Origin of the sequence: Achromobacter sp., assembly GCF_049647645.1 — a bacterium.
GTDB lineage: Bacteria > Pseudomonadota > Gammaproteobacteria > Burkholderiales > Burkholderiaceae_B > Achromobacter.
This window is the reverse complement of record NZ_JBARYB010000057.1, coordinates 1-14565: the sequence shown is the minus strand read 5'-3', so window position 1 is coordinate 14565 and position 14565 is coordinate 1. Positions and strand designations below refer to the sequence as shown.

The 14565-nt window shown below is 66.9% G+C and carries 12 protein-coding genes; 9 read left to right on the top strand and 3 right to left on the bottom strand.

What is annotated here, in order from left to right:
- The first annotated feature begins 179 nt into the window (after positions 1-179).
- The 8 genes from WBB14_RS06885 to WBB14_RS06850 all read left to right on the top strand — a co-directional run bounded on the left by WBB14_RS06885 (position 180) and on the right by WBB14_RS06850 (position 9288).
- Complete coding sequence (locus WBB14_RS06885; protein ID WP_424239176.1) at positions 180-935, top strand: aspartate/glutamate racemase family protein; 756 nt, start codon at positions 180-182, stop codon at positions 933-935.
- A gap of 74 nt (positions 936-1009) precedes the next feature.
- A complete protein-coding gene (locus WBB14_RS06880; protein WP_424239175.1) occupies positions 1010-2587 on the top strand; it encodes an ABC transporter substrate-binding protein in 1578 nt (525 codons plus the stop codon).
- A 62-nt stretch (positions 2588-2649) separates the two neighbouring features.
- Positions 2650-3642: an ABC transporter permease gene (locus WBB14_RS06875; RefSeq protein WP_424239174.1), complete on the top strand. Its 993-nt coding sequence runs from the start codon at positions 2650-2652 to the stop codon at positions 3640-3642.
- Positions 3632-4579 carry an ABC transporter permease gene (locus WBB14_RS06870; RefSeq protein ID WP_424239173.1) on the top strand — a complete coding sequence of 316 codons (948 nt, stop codon included), beginning with the start codon at positions 3632-3634 and terminating at the stop codon, positions 4577-4579. Before WBB14_RS06875 ends, WBB14_RS06870 begins: the two co-directional genes overlap by 11 nt.
- Before the next feature lie 24 nt (positions 4580-4603).
- Entirely contained in the window at positions 4604-5797 is a 1194-nt protein-coding gene (locus WBB14_RS06865) for an amidohydrolase family protein (protein ID WP_424239172.1), read from the top strand.
- Entirely contained in the window at positions 5797-7284 is a 1488-nt protein-coding gene (locus WBB14_RS06860) for an amidohydrolase family protein (RefSeq protein WP_424239171.1), read from the top strand. Before WBB14_RS06865 ends, WBB14_RS06860 begins: the two co-directional genes overlap by 1 nt.
- Positions 7281-8315 (top strand): ABC transporter ATP-binding protein, encoded by a 1035-nt coding sequence (locus WBB14_RS06855; RefSeq protein WP_424239170.1) that lies wholly within the window; start codon positions 7281-7283, stop codon positions 8313-8315. The genes WBB14_RS06860 and WBB14_RS06855 overlap by 4 nt, the downstream gene beginning before the upstream one ends.
- Positions 8305-9288 carry an ABC transporter ATP-binding protein gene (locus tag WBB14_RS06850; protein ID WP_424239169.1) on the top strand — a complete coding sequence of 328 codons (984 nt, stop codon included), beginning with the start codon at positions 8305-8307 and terminating at the stop codon, positions 9286-9288. The genes WBB14_RS06855 and WBB14_RS06850 overlap by 11 nt, the downstream gene beginning before the upstream one ends.
- A 910-nt stretch (positions 9289-10198) precedes the next feature.
- On the opposite strand, the gene WBB14_RS06845 is transcribed toward WBB14_RS06850, so the two are convergent.
- The 3 genes from WBB14_RS06845 to WBB14_RS06835 form a co-directional block, all read right to left on the bottom strand.
- Positions 10199-11476, bottom strand: a complete 1278-nt coding sequence (locus tag WBB14_RS06845; protein ID WP_424239168.1) for a TRAP transporter large permease — start codon at positions 11474-11476, stop codon at positions 10199-10201.
- Positions 11477-11511: 35 nt separating this feature from the next.
- Positions 11512-12012 (bottom strand): TRAP transporter small permease, encoded by a 501-nt coding sequence (locus WBB14_RS06840; RefSeq protein WP_424239167.1) that lies wholly within the window; start codon positions 12010-12012, stop codon positions 11512-11514.
- A 102-nt stretch (positions 12013-12114) separates the two neighbouring features.
- Positions 12115-13089, bottom strand: a complete 975-nt coding sequence (locus tag WBB14_RS06835) for a TRAP transporter substrate-binding protein (RefSeq protein WP_424239166.1) — start codon at positions 13087-13089, stop codon at positions 12115-12117.
- A 102-nt stretch (positions 13090-13191) separates the two neighbouring features.
- On the opposite strand from WBB14_RS06835, the gene WBB14_RS06830 reads away from it, so the two are divergent.
- The coding region (locus tag WBB14_RS06830; protein WP_424239165.1) for an ABC transporter permease at positions 13192-14565 on the top strand (1374 nt) is incomplete at its 3' end.

Below are 14565 nucleotides of genomic sequence, written 5' to 3'. Positions count from 1 at the left end.
CGTTTTTCTCAGTGCTGGAAAGCATACTACACCCCAGGCTAAGGGTTAGCGATAGCTTGCTGGCCAGATTGTGCGGAGTACATTGGCGACATAAATCGTATACAAATTTTTATACAAAACAATCTGGATTGTCCGAAAACAACCTTTTTGTTTGTATACAAATAAACAAAGGCTGATCCATGTCCGCTGTACCCCAGGCCGCCGCAACCGTGCTGTCCCATCCCTCGCCTTATCGCCTGCTGGTGGTCAACGGCAACACCACGTCAGCGCTGACGACCAGCCTGGCCAGCCAGGCCGAGGCCTTTTACGGGGACACGGTCCGCATCCATGCCGTCACCGCGGCTTTCGGCCCCGCCTATATCGCCAGCCGCGCGGAAGCGGCCATCGCCGCGCATGCCGTGCTGGACATCGTGGAGCGGGCGGCGGGGCAGGAGCCTGACGGCGGATTCGACGCCTGCCTGCTGGCCTGTTTCGGCGAACCCGGCATAGGCGCGGTGCGCGAACGCCTGGACGTACCCGTGGTGGGCATGGCCGAGGCCTCCATCATGAGCGCCATGCAGCGCGGCGACCGCTACGCCATCGTGACGGTGGGGCAGCGCTGGCCCGGCATGCTGCGTGAACAGATCCGCCAGCTGGGGCTGGAGTCCCGCTGCGCGGCCATCCTGGCGCTGCCGGGCAATGCCCTGGACTACGTCTCGCGTTCCACCGAGTCGGCGTTGCATGTCAGCCGGGCGCTGGACGCGGCCGTGGCGCAGGGCGCGGACGTCGTGATCGTGGCCGGCGCCGCGCTGGCGGGCTACCTGCCCAGCCTGCCGCGCCTGCCGGCCGTGCCCATCATCGATTCGTACCGCGCCGCGCTGGCCCAGGCGCTGGCGCTGGCGTCCCTGGAACGCGCGCAGCGGCTGTCGCTCATTCGCCCGGGCGCGCATTCCTAGTCTCTTTGCCTTACCCACCGCGCCGGGCACGACCCCGGCGAGTTCAGACCGATACACAAGGGAGAGTTGCAGCCATGAAGACTTTGCTCAAGTGGACCGCGGGCGCCGTGATCGCGCTGTCGGCCATGACGGGGGCCAGCGCCGCCAACACGCTGAAGTGGGGCGCGGCGAGGGACCTGGATTCGCTGGATCCGTATTCCTACGGCAGCACCTTCAACCTGGCGTTCCTGAACCATGTGTACGAAGCGCTGATCCGCTATGACGACAAGTTCAACATCACGCCCGCTCTGGCGGAATCGTGGGAGACCCCATCACCCACGGTGCTGCGCTTCCATTTGCGTAAAGGCGTGAAGTTCCACAACGGGGCGCCGTTCTCGGCGGATGACGTGGTGGCGTCGATGACCCGCGTTTCGGACGAGGCCTCGCCCTTGAAGGGCAATCTGCCGGCCTTCAAGGCGGTGCGCAAGGTGGACGACTACACGGTTGAGATCGAAATGACGCATCCGTATCCGCTGATGCTCAACGACCTGACCAATATCTTCATCTTCAACCGCCAGTGGCTGGTGGACAACAACAGTCAGAAGCCCACCGACGCCGCCAAGAAGATCGAAGGCTACGCCACCCACAACGCCAACGGCACGGGTCCCTTCAAGGTGGAGTCGTACCGCCCGGACACGCGCACCGTGCTGGTGGTCAACCCCGGCTGGTGGGATAAGCCGCGCCACAATCTGGATCGCATCGAATTCACGCCGATCGCTTCCGCGCCCACCCGGGTGGCGGCGCTGCTGTCGGGTGACATCAACTTCACCGAGAACGCGCCGCTGCAGGATCTGGACCGCTTGCGCGCGGCGTCCAACGTCAAGGTGTTGGCCTCGACCGAGCTGCGCACCCTGTACTTCGGCTTCAACCTGGGCGACAAGCTGGTCGGCTCCAATGTCACCGACAAGAATCCGCTGAAGGATCTGAAAGTGCGCCAGGCGCTGTACATGGCGCTGTCGCCGGATTTGATCCAGAAGCGCGTGATGCGCGGCCTGTCGCGCACCACCGGCGCGCTGGTGGCGCCGTCCATCCCGGGCTACGAGCCCAAGCAGGAGGAACGCCTGCCGTTCGACGCCGCGCGCGCCAAGAAACTGTTGGCGGAGGCCGGCTATCCGGACGGATTCACGCTGTCGCTGCTGTGCTCGAACGACATGTTCGTCAACGAGGAGGAGATCTGTCAGGCCGCCGCCTCGATGTGGGCGCGCATCGGCGTGAAGGCCTCGCTGGCCAGCGGCCCGCGCTCCTTGCAGAACCCCAAGCGCTCGCGCGGCGAGTTCGACATCACCATCCACGGTTGGGCCAACGAGCCCCAGATCGACGCGTTGTCCATCCTGCTGCAGGTGATGCATAGCCGCAGCGGCCCGGCCGGCGTCTTCAATTGGGGCCAGTGGGGCGACGCGGCGCTGGACGCGAGAATCGACGCGGCTGCCGCTGAAATGGACCGCCCCAAGCGGGTGCAGATGATGGCCGACGTGCTGCAGACGCTGCATGACGACGTGCGCTTCCTGCCGCTGCATCAGCAGCCGATGGCGTGGGCCGTGGGCAAGAACGTGGGCGAGGTGCTGCAGATGCCGGACAACAAGGCGCGCCTGTGGACCGTGCGCATGCAGTGACGCCGCGGACCGCCGCCCGCCGGCGGTCCTGCGAATGACAACGGTCTGAAGGGGAGCTGCATATGCTGGCGTTCATAGTAAGAAGGGTCTTCAACGCGGTCGGCGTGATGCTGGCGGTGGCGCTGCTGGCCTTCGTGATTTTCCGGTTCGTCGGCGACCCCGTCGACATGATGCTCAACGAGCAGGCCTCGCAGACGCAACGCGACGAATTGCGTGAACGCCTGGGCCTGAACGCCTCGGTGGGCATGCAGTTCGTGCACTTCGTCACCAACGCGGCGCAGGGCGAGTTCGGCATTTCCTACCGCAACCAGCAGGACGTGTTCGCGCTGGTGGCCGAACGCTTTCCGGCCACGTTCGAGCTGGTCCTGATGGCGACTTTGCTGTCGCTCGTCATCGGCGTGCCGTTGGGCGTGCTGACCGCCATCTATCGCAAGTCGCGTCTGGCGCAGGCGCTGCAGTTCGTTTCCATTCTGGGCATCTCGCTGCCCAGCTTCGTGGTGGGGATCATGCTGATCCTGATCTTCTCGGTGCAGCTGGGCTGGCTGCCGGGCTTCGGGCGCGGCGACACGGTGAAGATCGGCTGGTGGACCACCGGCCTGCTCACGCCCTCGGGGCGCGCCGCGCTGGTGCTGCCGTCCATCACGCTGGCGCTGTTCCAGATCACGCTGATCATGCGCCTGGTGCGGGCCGAAATGCTGGAGACGCTGCGCACCGAGTTCATCAAGTTCGCCCGCGCGCGCGGCCTGCCCGACCGCGTGGTGCATTTCCGGCTGGCCCTGCGCAACTGTCTGATGCCGGTGATCACCGTGACCGGCATGCAGATCGGCAACCTGATCGCCTTCGCGCTGATCACCGAAACGGTCTTCCAGTGGCCCGGCATGGGCTTGCTGTTCATTCAATCGGTCATGTTCGTGGATATCCCCGTCATGGCCGCCTATCTGGTGATCGTGTCCTTCATCTTCGTGGCGCTGAACACGCTGGTGGACATGATGTACGGCGTGGTGGATCCGCGCCTGCGCAGCCAGCACGTCAAGGGAGGCGCCAATGCTCATTAAGCCATTTTCCGCAACGGGGCAGGAGCAGGGCTGGTTTGCCCGCTTCCTGCGCAGCGATCTGTGGTGGAGCCTGCGGCAGGACTACGTGGCCATGGGCGCGGGCATCGTGCTGCTGGCGGTGGTGCTGCTGGCGGTGTTCGCGCCCTGGATCGCGCCGCAGAATCCCTACGACCTGGCGCAGCTGGACCTGCTGAACGCGGAGCTGCCGCCGGTCTGGGAGGCCGGCTCGGATCCGCAGTTCCTGTTGGGCACGGACACGCAGGGCCGCGATGTCTGGTCCGCCATCCTTTACGGTTCGCGCATGTCGCTGGTGATCGGGCTGGCCACGGTGGTGCTGTCGCTGGCCATCGGCCTGCTGGTGGGGCTGGCAGCGGGCTATTTCGGCGGCTGGGTCGACAATGCGCTGATGCGCCTGGGCGACACGCTGCTGAGCATCCCGACCATCCTGGTCGCGATCCTGGTGACGGCGGTGTTCCGCCAGCTGCTGCCGCCTGGCATGCGCGAAACCCTGTCGGCGGTAATCCTGATTCTGGCCATCTCCATGACCAACTGGGTGCAGTACGCCCGGACCGTGCGGGCCTCGGCGCTGGTGGAGCGCGGCAAGGAATACGTGCAGGCGGCCCGCCTGATCCGGGTGAGTTCGCTGCGCATCATGCTGACGCACATCCTGCCCAACACGCTGACGCCGGTCATGGTGACGGCCACCCTGAACCTGGGCCTGGCGATCCTGATCGAGGCCACGCTCAGCTTCCTGGGCGTGGGCATGCCGCCCACCGAGCCGTCGCTGGGCACGCTGATCCGGCTGGGCAACCAGTTCCTGTTTTCCGGGCAGTGGTGGGTGGTGGTGTTTCCGGCGCTGTACCTGAGCCTGATCGTGCTGGTGGTGAACCTGCTGGGCGACTGGCTGCGCGATGCCCTGAACCCTCGCTTGCGCTGAACGCAAACCGACAAGAGTAGAACCATGGAAAACGCAACGCTGTATACCCAAGTCCGCCCGGCGGGCGGCGAGATGACCTCGGTGCTGGTGCGCGACGGCCGCATCCAGGCGCTGGGCGGACAGGCACCCTCCGGCGTGGAGGTGGTGGACGGAGGCGGCGCGTTGATGCTGCCGGGCCTGATCGATGCCCATGCGCACCTGGACAAGACCATGTACGGCATGCCCTGGTACCGCAACGAGGTTGGCCCGCGGTTGATCGACAAGATCGAGAACGAGCGCGCCGAGAAGAAGCGCCTGGGCATCGATCCGTACCGCCAGTCGGCCCGCCAGTTGGTGATGTCGATCGGCGATGGTACCAGCCACATCCGCAGCCATGTGGACGTGGACACGGACATCGGACTGGGGGCGATTGAAGGCGTGATGCGCGCGCGCGAACAGTACCGCGACCAGATCGACGTGGAGATCGTCGCGTTTCCGCAGAGCGGGCTGTTGATCCGGCCCGGCACGCTGGAACTGATGGACGAGGCCTTGCGCATGGGCGCGGAAGTGGTGGGCGGGCTGGACCCGGCCGGCATGGACCGCGACCCCAAGGGCCATCTGGATGCGATCTTCGGCCTGGCCGAGAAGCACGGCAAGCCCATCGACATCCATCTGCACGAGGCCGGCGAATTGGGTGCGTTCTCGATGCAGATGACCATAGACCGGGTGCTGGCGCTGGGCATGCAGGGCAAGGTCACGCTGTCGCATTCCTTCTGTCTGGGCATGCCTGACGCGCAGGCGGTGCAGGCCTTGACGGAAGGCTTGCTGAAGGCGGGCGTGCACATCATGACCACGGGTTCGGCCTCGCGGCCGGTGCCTAGCGTGGCGAAGCTGCACGCGGCCGGCGTCACCGTCTGCACGGGCAACGACGGCATGCGCGATACCTGGGGCCCCTACGGCAAGCCCGACATGTTGGAGCGGACCATGTTGGTGGGGTTGCGCAACAACTTCCGCCGCGACGACGAGCTGGATCTGGCGCTGCACGTGGCCACCTATGGCAATGCGCGCGTCATGGGCCTGTCCGACTACGGTCTTGCGCCGGGTTGCCGCGCAGACTTCGTGCTGGTGGACGCGGAGACGGTGGCCGAAGCCATTGTCTCGCGCCCGTTGCGCAAGCTGGTCGTCAAGGGCGGGCGAGTGGTTGCGCGCGACGGCCGTGCGCTGGCGGAGGCGCCGTGATGAGCGCGCCGCAAGGTCCCATCCTGCTGACCGCCCGCTGGGTGGTGGGCCATGAGAATGGCCGCCATTGCCTGTACGAGAACGGCGAGGTGGTGTTCGAGGGCGATCGCATCGTCTACGTCGGCCACCGCTATCCGGGGCCGGTGGCGCAGCGCCGCGACTACGGCCGGGCCCTGATCGGCCCGGGCTTCGTCGACCTGGACGCGTTGTCCGACCTGGACACGACCATCCTGGGATTCGACAACTCGCCCGCCTGGAAGAAGGGCCGCATCTGGCCCGATACCTATATGAAGCAGGGGCCGTACGAGATGTACACGGCGGCCGAACTGGCGTTCCAGAAGCGCTATGCCTTTGCCCAGCTGATACGCAACGGCATCACGACCGCGCTGCCGATCGCATCGCTGTTCTACCGGGTATGGGGCGAGACCCGCGACGAGTTCCTGTCGGCCGCCAACGCGGCCGGCGAGCTGGGCCTGCGCGTCTACCTGGGGCCGGCCTATCGCAGCGGCCATACCTATGTGGACGCGGGCGGCAAGATCCGCTGCCACTACGACGAGGCGCGCGGCATGGCGGGCCTGGCCGACGCGCTGGCTTTCTGCGACGAGATCGAAGGCCGCCACAACGGCCGCGTGCGCGCCATGCTGTCGCCCGACCGCATCGAGACCTGCACGCCGGCTTTGCTGCGCGCTTCCGCCGCCGCGGCTCGCGAGCGGCACATGCCGATCCGGCTGCATTGCTGCCAGTCGCGCCTGGAGTACGAGCTGGTGCTGGAGCAGCACGGCATGAGCCCGCCGGAATGGCTGCAAAGCCTGGACTTCCTGTCGGAGCGCGCCTTGCTGCCGCATGGCACATACGTGTCGGGCTCGCGCCATATCGAGCGGCCCGGGCGCGACCTGGAGATCATCCGTGACGCCGGCGCCAGCATCGTGCATTGCCCGCTGGTGTCGGGCCGCCACGGCGCCACGCTGGAATCGTTCGCGCGCTATCGCAAGCTGGGCGTGAACATCGGCATGGGCACGGACACCTGGCCGCCCGACATGGTGTTGAACATGCAGGTGGGGATGATGCTGTGCCGCGTGGCAGACGGCTCGACCGAAGCGGTCCGCTCCGAGGACTACTACGACGCCGCCACGCTCGGCGGCGCGGACGCGCTGGGACGGCCGGACCTGGGCCGGCTGGCCGTGGGCGCCAAGGCCGACATCGTGGTGTTCGATTTTTCGCACGACCGCAACGGCCAGTTGATCGATCCGATACAGACCTTGATGGTGAGCGGCAGTGGCCGCGACGTGTCGCAGGTCGTGATCGACGGCCGCTTCGTCATGGTGGACGGCCGGATTCCCGGCTTCGACGCGCGCCTGGCACAGGAGCAGGCGCAGACGCAGTTCGACGGGCTGGTGGCTCGTTACCCCGACCGCACCTGGGGCCATCCGCCGGCCGAGCAGATTTTCTCCTCCAGCTATCCGCGTCCCGCAAGGAGCCCGTCATGATGGCCATCGTTCCCAATACCGCACGGCCGCCGGCCGCGGCCAGCACCGCGCCGACCCTGTCCGTGCGCGGCCTGTCGGTGGAATTTCCGACGCGCCACGGCGTCCTGGTCGCCACGCGCGACATCAGTTTCGATATCCACCCAGGCGAGATCCTGGGCATGGTGGGTGAATCCGGCGCCGGCAAGTCGCTGACCGGCATGGCGGTGATCGGCTTGCTGGAACCGCCCGGCCGGCTGGGCGGCGGCGAGATCCATCTGGCGGGCCGGCGTATCGACAACCTGCCGCCCAAGGCGCGCCAGCGCCTGCGCGGCAAGGAGATCGGCGCGATCTTCCAGGATCCGCTGACCAGCCTGCATCCACTGTTCAGCGTGGGCGACCAACTGGTCGAGACGATCCGCCACCATGACAAGGTGACGGCGCAGGCGGCGCGCCAGCGGGCGCTGGAGCTGTTGCTGGCCGTGGGCATCCCGGCGGCGGACAAGCGCATCGACCACTATCCGCACCAGTTCTCGGGCGGCATGCGCCAGCGCGTGGTGATCGCACTGGCCCTGGCGGCCCGGCCGGCGCTCATCATCGCCGACGAGCCGACCACGGCGCTGGACGTGTCGGTGCAGGCGCAGATCACGGCGCTGCTGCGCCGCCTGTGCCGCGAACAAGGCACCTCAGTGCTGCTGGTGACGCACGACATGGGCGTAATCGCTGAAACCGCCGACCGCGTGGCGGTGATGTACGCGGGCCGCATCGTCGAGATCGGACCGGTGCTGGACGTGTTGCGCCGGCCTGGCCATCCCTACACGCAGGGCCTGATGAACGCGATTCCCGGCCTGCGCCAGCGCGCGGCCCGGTTGAACCAGATCGACGGCGCCATGCCGCGGCTGCACGCCATGCCGGACGGCTGCGCGTTCCACCCGCGCTGCGCAATGGCCGGACCGCGCTGCGGCCAGCAGCGCCCGCCGCTGGCCCCATCGCCGGCCGGCGCCACCGTCAGCGCCTGCTGGCTGCATCAAGGAGGAGTCGCCCATGCCGCGTAACGATGATGTGCTGTTGCGGGCCGAAGACCTGGCCTGTTGGTTCGATGTGTCGCCGCCCTGGCTGGAGCGCACGCTGTCGCGCCAGCCCGAACAGACGTTGAAGGCGGTGGACGGGGTATCGCTGTCGGTGCCGCGCGGCACGACGCTGAGCATCGTGGGCGAATCGGGCTGCGGCAAGTCGACGCTGGCCAAGCTGCTGGTGGGGCTGGTGGCGCCGACGCGCGGGACGCTGCGGTATGGGCAGAATCGCAAGGGCGGGGCGCTGCATCCGCAGATGATTTTCCAGGACCCCTACGCCAGCCTGAATCCGCGCTGGCGGGTGGGCAATATCGTGGCCGAGCCGATCACTACGCTGGGCCTGCGCGCCACGCCGGCCGAGACGCGGCGACGGGTGGACGAGCTGTTGGAACTGGTAGGCCTGTCCGCCAGCGACGCCGGCCGCTTTCCGCACGAGTTCTCCGGCGGCCAGCGCCAGCGCATCTCGATCGCGCGGGCGCTGGCGACGGAGGCGGAGTTCCTGGTGTGCGACGAGCCGACTTCGGCGCTGGACGTGTCGGTGCAGGCGCAGATCCTGAATCTGATGGGAGACCTGCAGAAGGAGTTCGGGCTGACGTACGTCTTCATCAGCCACAACCTGTCGGTGGTGAGGCACGTGTCGGATAGCGTGGCGGTGATGTACCTGGGGCGCATTGTGGAGCAGGCGCCCGCGGATCAGTTGTTCGAAGCGCCTGCTCATCCGTATACGCGGATGCTGCTGGATACGATTCCGGACCTGGATGATCCGCGGCGGGATCGGGAGCCGATGGGGGGCGAGGTGCCTAATCCTATTGTGCCGCCGTCGGGGTGCACGTTTCATCCTCGGTGTTCGATGGCTCGGGAACAGTGCAGGGTGGAGGCTCCGGTGGTTGCCAGTGTTGGCGGACGTCAGTTGCGGTGTCATGCAGTGACTTGGGATGTGGTTCAGGCTGCTTGAAGCTATGGCTGGGCGGCGTTGGTTCTTAAGACGCCAGCCGCGCCGTGGGCCTGGGGCGAGCGGGGCAACGATTGCGGTCCGGAGCGTTCGCTCCGGACTGCCCCGTCGTCATCTTCGTCCAGGCCTTCGGCCTTCCCTTCAGATTCCCTCGGGCTTATCGACGCCCCGCTCGCCCCAGGCCCACGGCGCGGCTGGCTCCAGCGTTTGAAACTTGAAGTCAGCGGGGGCGGACAGAGTTCTTGGCATTTTTTCCACGATCAGTGGTGGGAGGGCGGGTCTTGCGGGGCCCGCCCCATGCCGGCCGCCCGGGCGGCCTCGTGGGGCTTACGCGGTGTCTTGCGATTTGTGAGGGCGCTGCGCGCTGTTGGTGGCTGATTTCAAATACCAATAGACACTCGCGCCAACATCGTCATTTCAACTCCACCGCTGGATGGGTGGCGCGCGCGAACAGATCTGGATGCGCAAGCGGCTGCCCGCCGCGCGCCACCCATCACCGCCCACACCCCCAGATGCCGGAGTCACTAGCAAGCAACTCTCCGCATTCGCGCAAGCGCACACGGCACGACGACCACCAACACGTATGCTGCTTGCGGCCGCCCGCGCGGCCGCAAGCAGCGGGCGACGCAAGAATCGCCACCAACCACAGATCTAGCAGCGCAACAGGCCAAGAATTCGGTAGCTCGCCGGCGCGGGCGCCCGAGGGGCGAGCAACCTCGATGCGCCCGACGGAATCCGAAGGAGTCGCCGAAGGCGAGGACGAGGATGAGGATGGGGGGGGCCGCCGAGGCAAGTCCGGAGCGAACGCTCCGGACCGCAATCGTGGGCGCTCGCCCCTCGGGCGCCCGCGCCGGCGAGCGGCCTACGAAGAAGCCAAGCCACTCGCCACGACTACAGAACCTGCAAACAGACGCTACTTCGCGTAGACCAGATCCCGCAAACCAAGCGACAACCCCGGCCAATAAGTAATGATCATCAGGCAAACAATCACCACCCCAACAAACGGAATCAACGGCTTGATCAACCTCTCCAACGGCAACTTAGCCACCGCGCAGGCCGCGAAAAGGTTCACCCCGAACGGCGGCGTAATCATCCCGAGGGCCAGGTTCACAACCATGATGATGCCGAAGTGCACCGGTTCCACGCCGAACTTCAGCGCCACCGGCAGCAGCAAGGGAGCCAGCACCACGATCGACGCAGAGGTCTCGATGAACATGCCGATCAGGAACAGCGCCGCGTTCACGCCCATCAGGAAGGTGAGCTTGGTGTCGAAGATCTGCGCCAGCCACACGCCCAGCGCGTCCGGGATGCCCGCGCGGTTGAGCAGGAAGCTGAAGATGCCGGCGTTGGCGATCACGAACATGATCACGGCCGTCGACACCACCGATTTGTGCAGCGTGGCGGACAGCTGCTTGAAGCTCAGGCGGCGATAGATGAACTTGCCCACCACCACCGCGTACATCACGGCCACCACCGAGGCTTCGGTCGGCGTGAACACCCCGCCGTAGATCCCGCCCAGGATGATGACCGGCATCAGCAGCGCCAGCCAGGCGTTCTTGAACGCCGGCCACAGCGGCAGGCGGCCTTCGCCGTCGCGCTTGCCCAGGTTGTTGCGCTTGGCGTAGAACCAGACGTAGAACATCAGCGCCACGCCGATCAGGATGCCAGGCATGACGCCGGCGATGAACAGTTCGCCGGTCGACGTGTCGGTGGACACCGCGAACAGGATCATCGGGATGGACGGCGGGATGATCACGCCCAGTTCCGCCGCGCTGGCCTGCAATGAGGCGGCGAAGGGTGCGGGGTAGCCGTGCCGGATCATGGCGGGAATCAGGATCGCGCCCACCGCGAAGGTGGTGGCCACGCTGGAGCCGGCCACGGCGGCGAAGATCATGCAGGTCAGCACGCAGGTGCAGGCCAGGCCGCCCTGGATGCCGCCCACCACGCTCTTGGCGAACTCCACCATGCGTTCGGAGATACCGCCGGCTTCCATCAGGTTGCCGGCCAGGATGAAAAAGGGGATGGCGACCAGCGGGTACTTGTCCAGCGCGGCGAACAGCTGCTGGGCTACCACCACCCAGGGCAGGCCGGCGGCGCCGACTCCCGCCAGGCTGGCCAGGCCGATCGACACGGCGACCGGCACGGACAGCCCGAAGAAAATCAGCATCGAGACAATCATTAATTGGGACATGGCGATATCTGCTGCGTATGTTCGATGGGGGCGGCTCAGCCTTGCGCGTCGTTGCGCACGGGCACGTCGTCTTCTTCGCCGGCGCACCAGCGGGCCAGCACGGCGATGGCGGCCAGGGTGGCGCCCACGGGGATGGCCAGGTAGATCCAGGAAATCGAAATATCCAGGCTGGGCACGGTCTGGAAGCGCACGCGATAGGTCATGTTGCCGCCGATCCAGGCCAGGAAGCCAAGGAAGCCGGCGCATATCAGGCCAATGACGGCTTCAAGCACGCGGCGGCGGGTGCCGCCCAACAGATTGCGCAGCAGCTCCACGCTGATCATGGCGCCGTGGCGGAAGGCCAGCGCCACGCCCAACAGCACGGTCCAGATCAGGAGGGCGCGGGTCAGCACCTCGCTCCAGTCGGCGGGGGAATGCAGCACGAAACGCGCGATGACTTGGTAGAAGGCGGCGGCCGCGGCGGCCACCAGCAGCAATTGGGCGAAGACCGAGACGACTTTGAACAGGCCCCGGTCGAAGGCGCAGAGCAAACGCATGATGAATCCTGTTGGCGTGGTACGCAAAGGATGGGAACAAAAGCGGCGGGACCGGGATCCCGCCGCCAAGGGCGATGCGCCCCGGGTCGGGGCGGGCCCTGCTTACTTGGTGTCGCGGATCGAGTCGATCAGCTTCTTGTCGAACTTCTTGTAGTACTCGGGGTAGGCCGGCTCGACGGCGGCGGCGAAGGCGGCGCGGTCCACTTCGGACACCTGCATGCCTTCCTTCTTCAGCTGCTCGACGCCGGTCTTCTCGATGTTGTCCACGTAGGCGCGCATGGCCAGGGCGGATTCCTTGCCGGCCTTGTCGAAGTTGGCCTTGTCCGCGGCCGACAGGCCGTCGTACACGTTGGCCGACATCAGCACCAGGGCCGGGCCATAGACGTGGCCGGTCAGCGACAGGTACTTCTGCATTTGCGACAGCTTGGCCGAGGTGATCACCGACAGCGGGTTTTCCTGGCCGTCGATGGTGCCTTGCTGCAGGGCGGTGGCGACTTCAGGCCAGGCCATGGGCGTGGGCAGGATGCCGATCTGGCGGAAGGCCGTGATGTGGATCGGGTTTTCCGTGGTGCGGATCTTCAGGCCCTTGGCGTCGGCCGGGGTCTTGACCGGGCGGACGTTGTTGGTCAGGTGGCGGAAGCCCTGTTCGCCCCAGGCCAGGGCGATGATGCCGCGGCTGGGGAACTTTGCCAGCATATCTTGTCCGATCTTGCTGTCCAGCACGTTGCGGGCGTGCGGCAGGTCGCGCAGCAGGAAGGGAATGTCAAAAACGCCGGTTTCGGGCACGAAGTTCAGGGTCGCGCCGGTGGACACGATGGCCAGGTCGATGGTGCCGATCTGCAGACCTTCGATCACTTCGCGTTCGCCGCCCAGCGCGCTGTTGGCGAATTGCTGTACCTTGTATTTACCGCCGGTGGAGGCTTCGATGGACTTGGCCAGCGCGTCGGCGCCCGCGCCGTAGTGCGACGACGTGGACAGGGCATAGGCCATTTTCAGGGTGTTCTGCGCCGCGGCGGGCAGCGAGGTTGTGGCCGCGCAGGCGGCCAGAATCGTGGCGGCTAGCCAGGATTTGCGCATAGTCTTCTCCAGGTTTTGGGTATCTTATGGGTGGCTTTGCCTCCCGCCCCGGGATGATATCGGGATTCGGCCCCGATCTAGGCCGTTGGTTAACATTGTGGAATGATGGATTTCCCTGATACGTCACGGGCCAGGCGCCCAGGTTTTTGGTCCACCCTGCGCCAGGGCGCCAGGATGATGATGCGTGACGCCCGTGCTGGAGAGCTGCGGCTGCTGGTGTTGGCGCTGGTCGTGGCGGTGGCCGCGGTGACCAGCGTCGGCTTCCTGGCGGACCGGGTTGGCCGGGCGCTGGAGCGCGACGCGGGGCAGATGCTGGGCGCCGACCTGGTGCTGGATGCCGACGAGCCGGTGCCCGCGGCCTTCATGGACCAGGCCCGGGAGCGCGGCCTGGCCGTATCCAGCACCTGGCAGTTCCCCTCCATGGTGGGCGCTGGCAACGGCGCCCAACTGGCCGCGCTGAAGGCCGTCGAGCCCGGCTATCCGCTGCGCGGCGCCTTGCGCGTGGCCGGCGCGCCGTTCGAGCCGGACGCCGCGACCCGCGACGTCCCGCCCGAGGGCGCGGTCTGGGTGGACGCGCAATTGCTGTCCCTGCTGAACCTGAAGGTGGGCGACAGGCTGAACGTGGGTGACGCCCACCTGCGCGTGGACCGCGTAATCACCTATGAGCCGGACCGCGGCATGCAGTTCGTCAACGTGGCGCCGAGGGTGCTGCTGCGCGCCAGCGATCTGCCCGCCACCGGCCTGATCGCGCCGGGCAGCCGCATCGGCTATGCCATGCTGGTCGCGGGCCAGCCCGACGCCGTGGCCGGCTACTCGTCCTGGCTCAAGCAGAACCTGAAGCGCGGCCAGAAGGTCGCCACGCTGGAGTCCGGCCGTCCGGAAGTGCGCCGCACGCTGGACCGGGCGCAGCGCTTCCTGTCGCTGGTGGCGCTGCTGGCGGTGCTGATTTCGGCGGTGGCCGTGGCCCTGGCGGCCGGCCGCTACATGACGCGCCACCGCGACGGCATTGCGGTCATGCGCTGCCTGGGGGCGGTACAGTCGCAGGTGTCGCGCATGCTGACGCTGGAGTTCACCCTGGTCGGCTTGTTCTCGTCGGCCGCCGGCTGCCTGCTGGGCTACGCGGTGCACCAGGTGCTGGTGATGCTGCTGGGCTCGCTCATCGATACCACCTTGCCCGCGCCATCGGCCATACCGGCCTTGCAGGGGCTGCTGACCGGCCTGCTGCTGTTGCTGGGCTTCGCCTTGCCAGCGCTGGCCCAGCTGCGCCACGTGCCGCCGGCCCGGGTGCTGCGGCGCGACGCCGACACGCTCAGCGCACGCAGCGCCCTGGGCTATGTTCTGGGCGCGACGGGTTTTGCCCTGCTGATCTGGTGGTTCGCCGGCGACGCCAAGTTGGGCGCGGTGGTGGCGGGCGGCTTCCTGGGCGCTTTCGCGGTGTTTGCGCTGGTGGCCTGGCTCTGCATCCTGGGCCTGGCG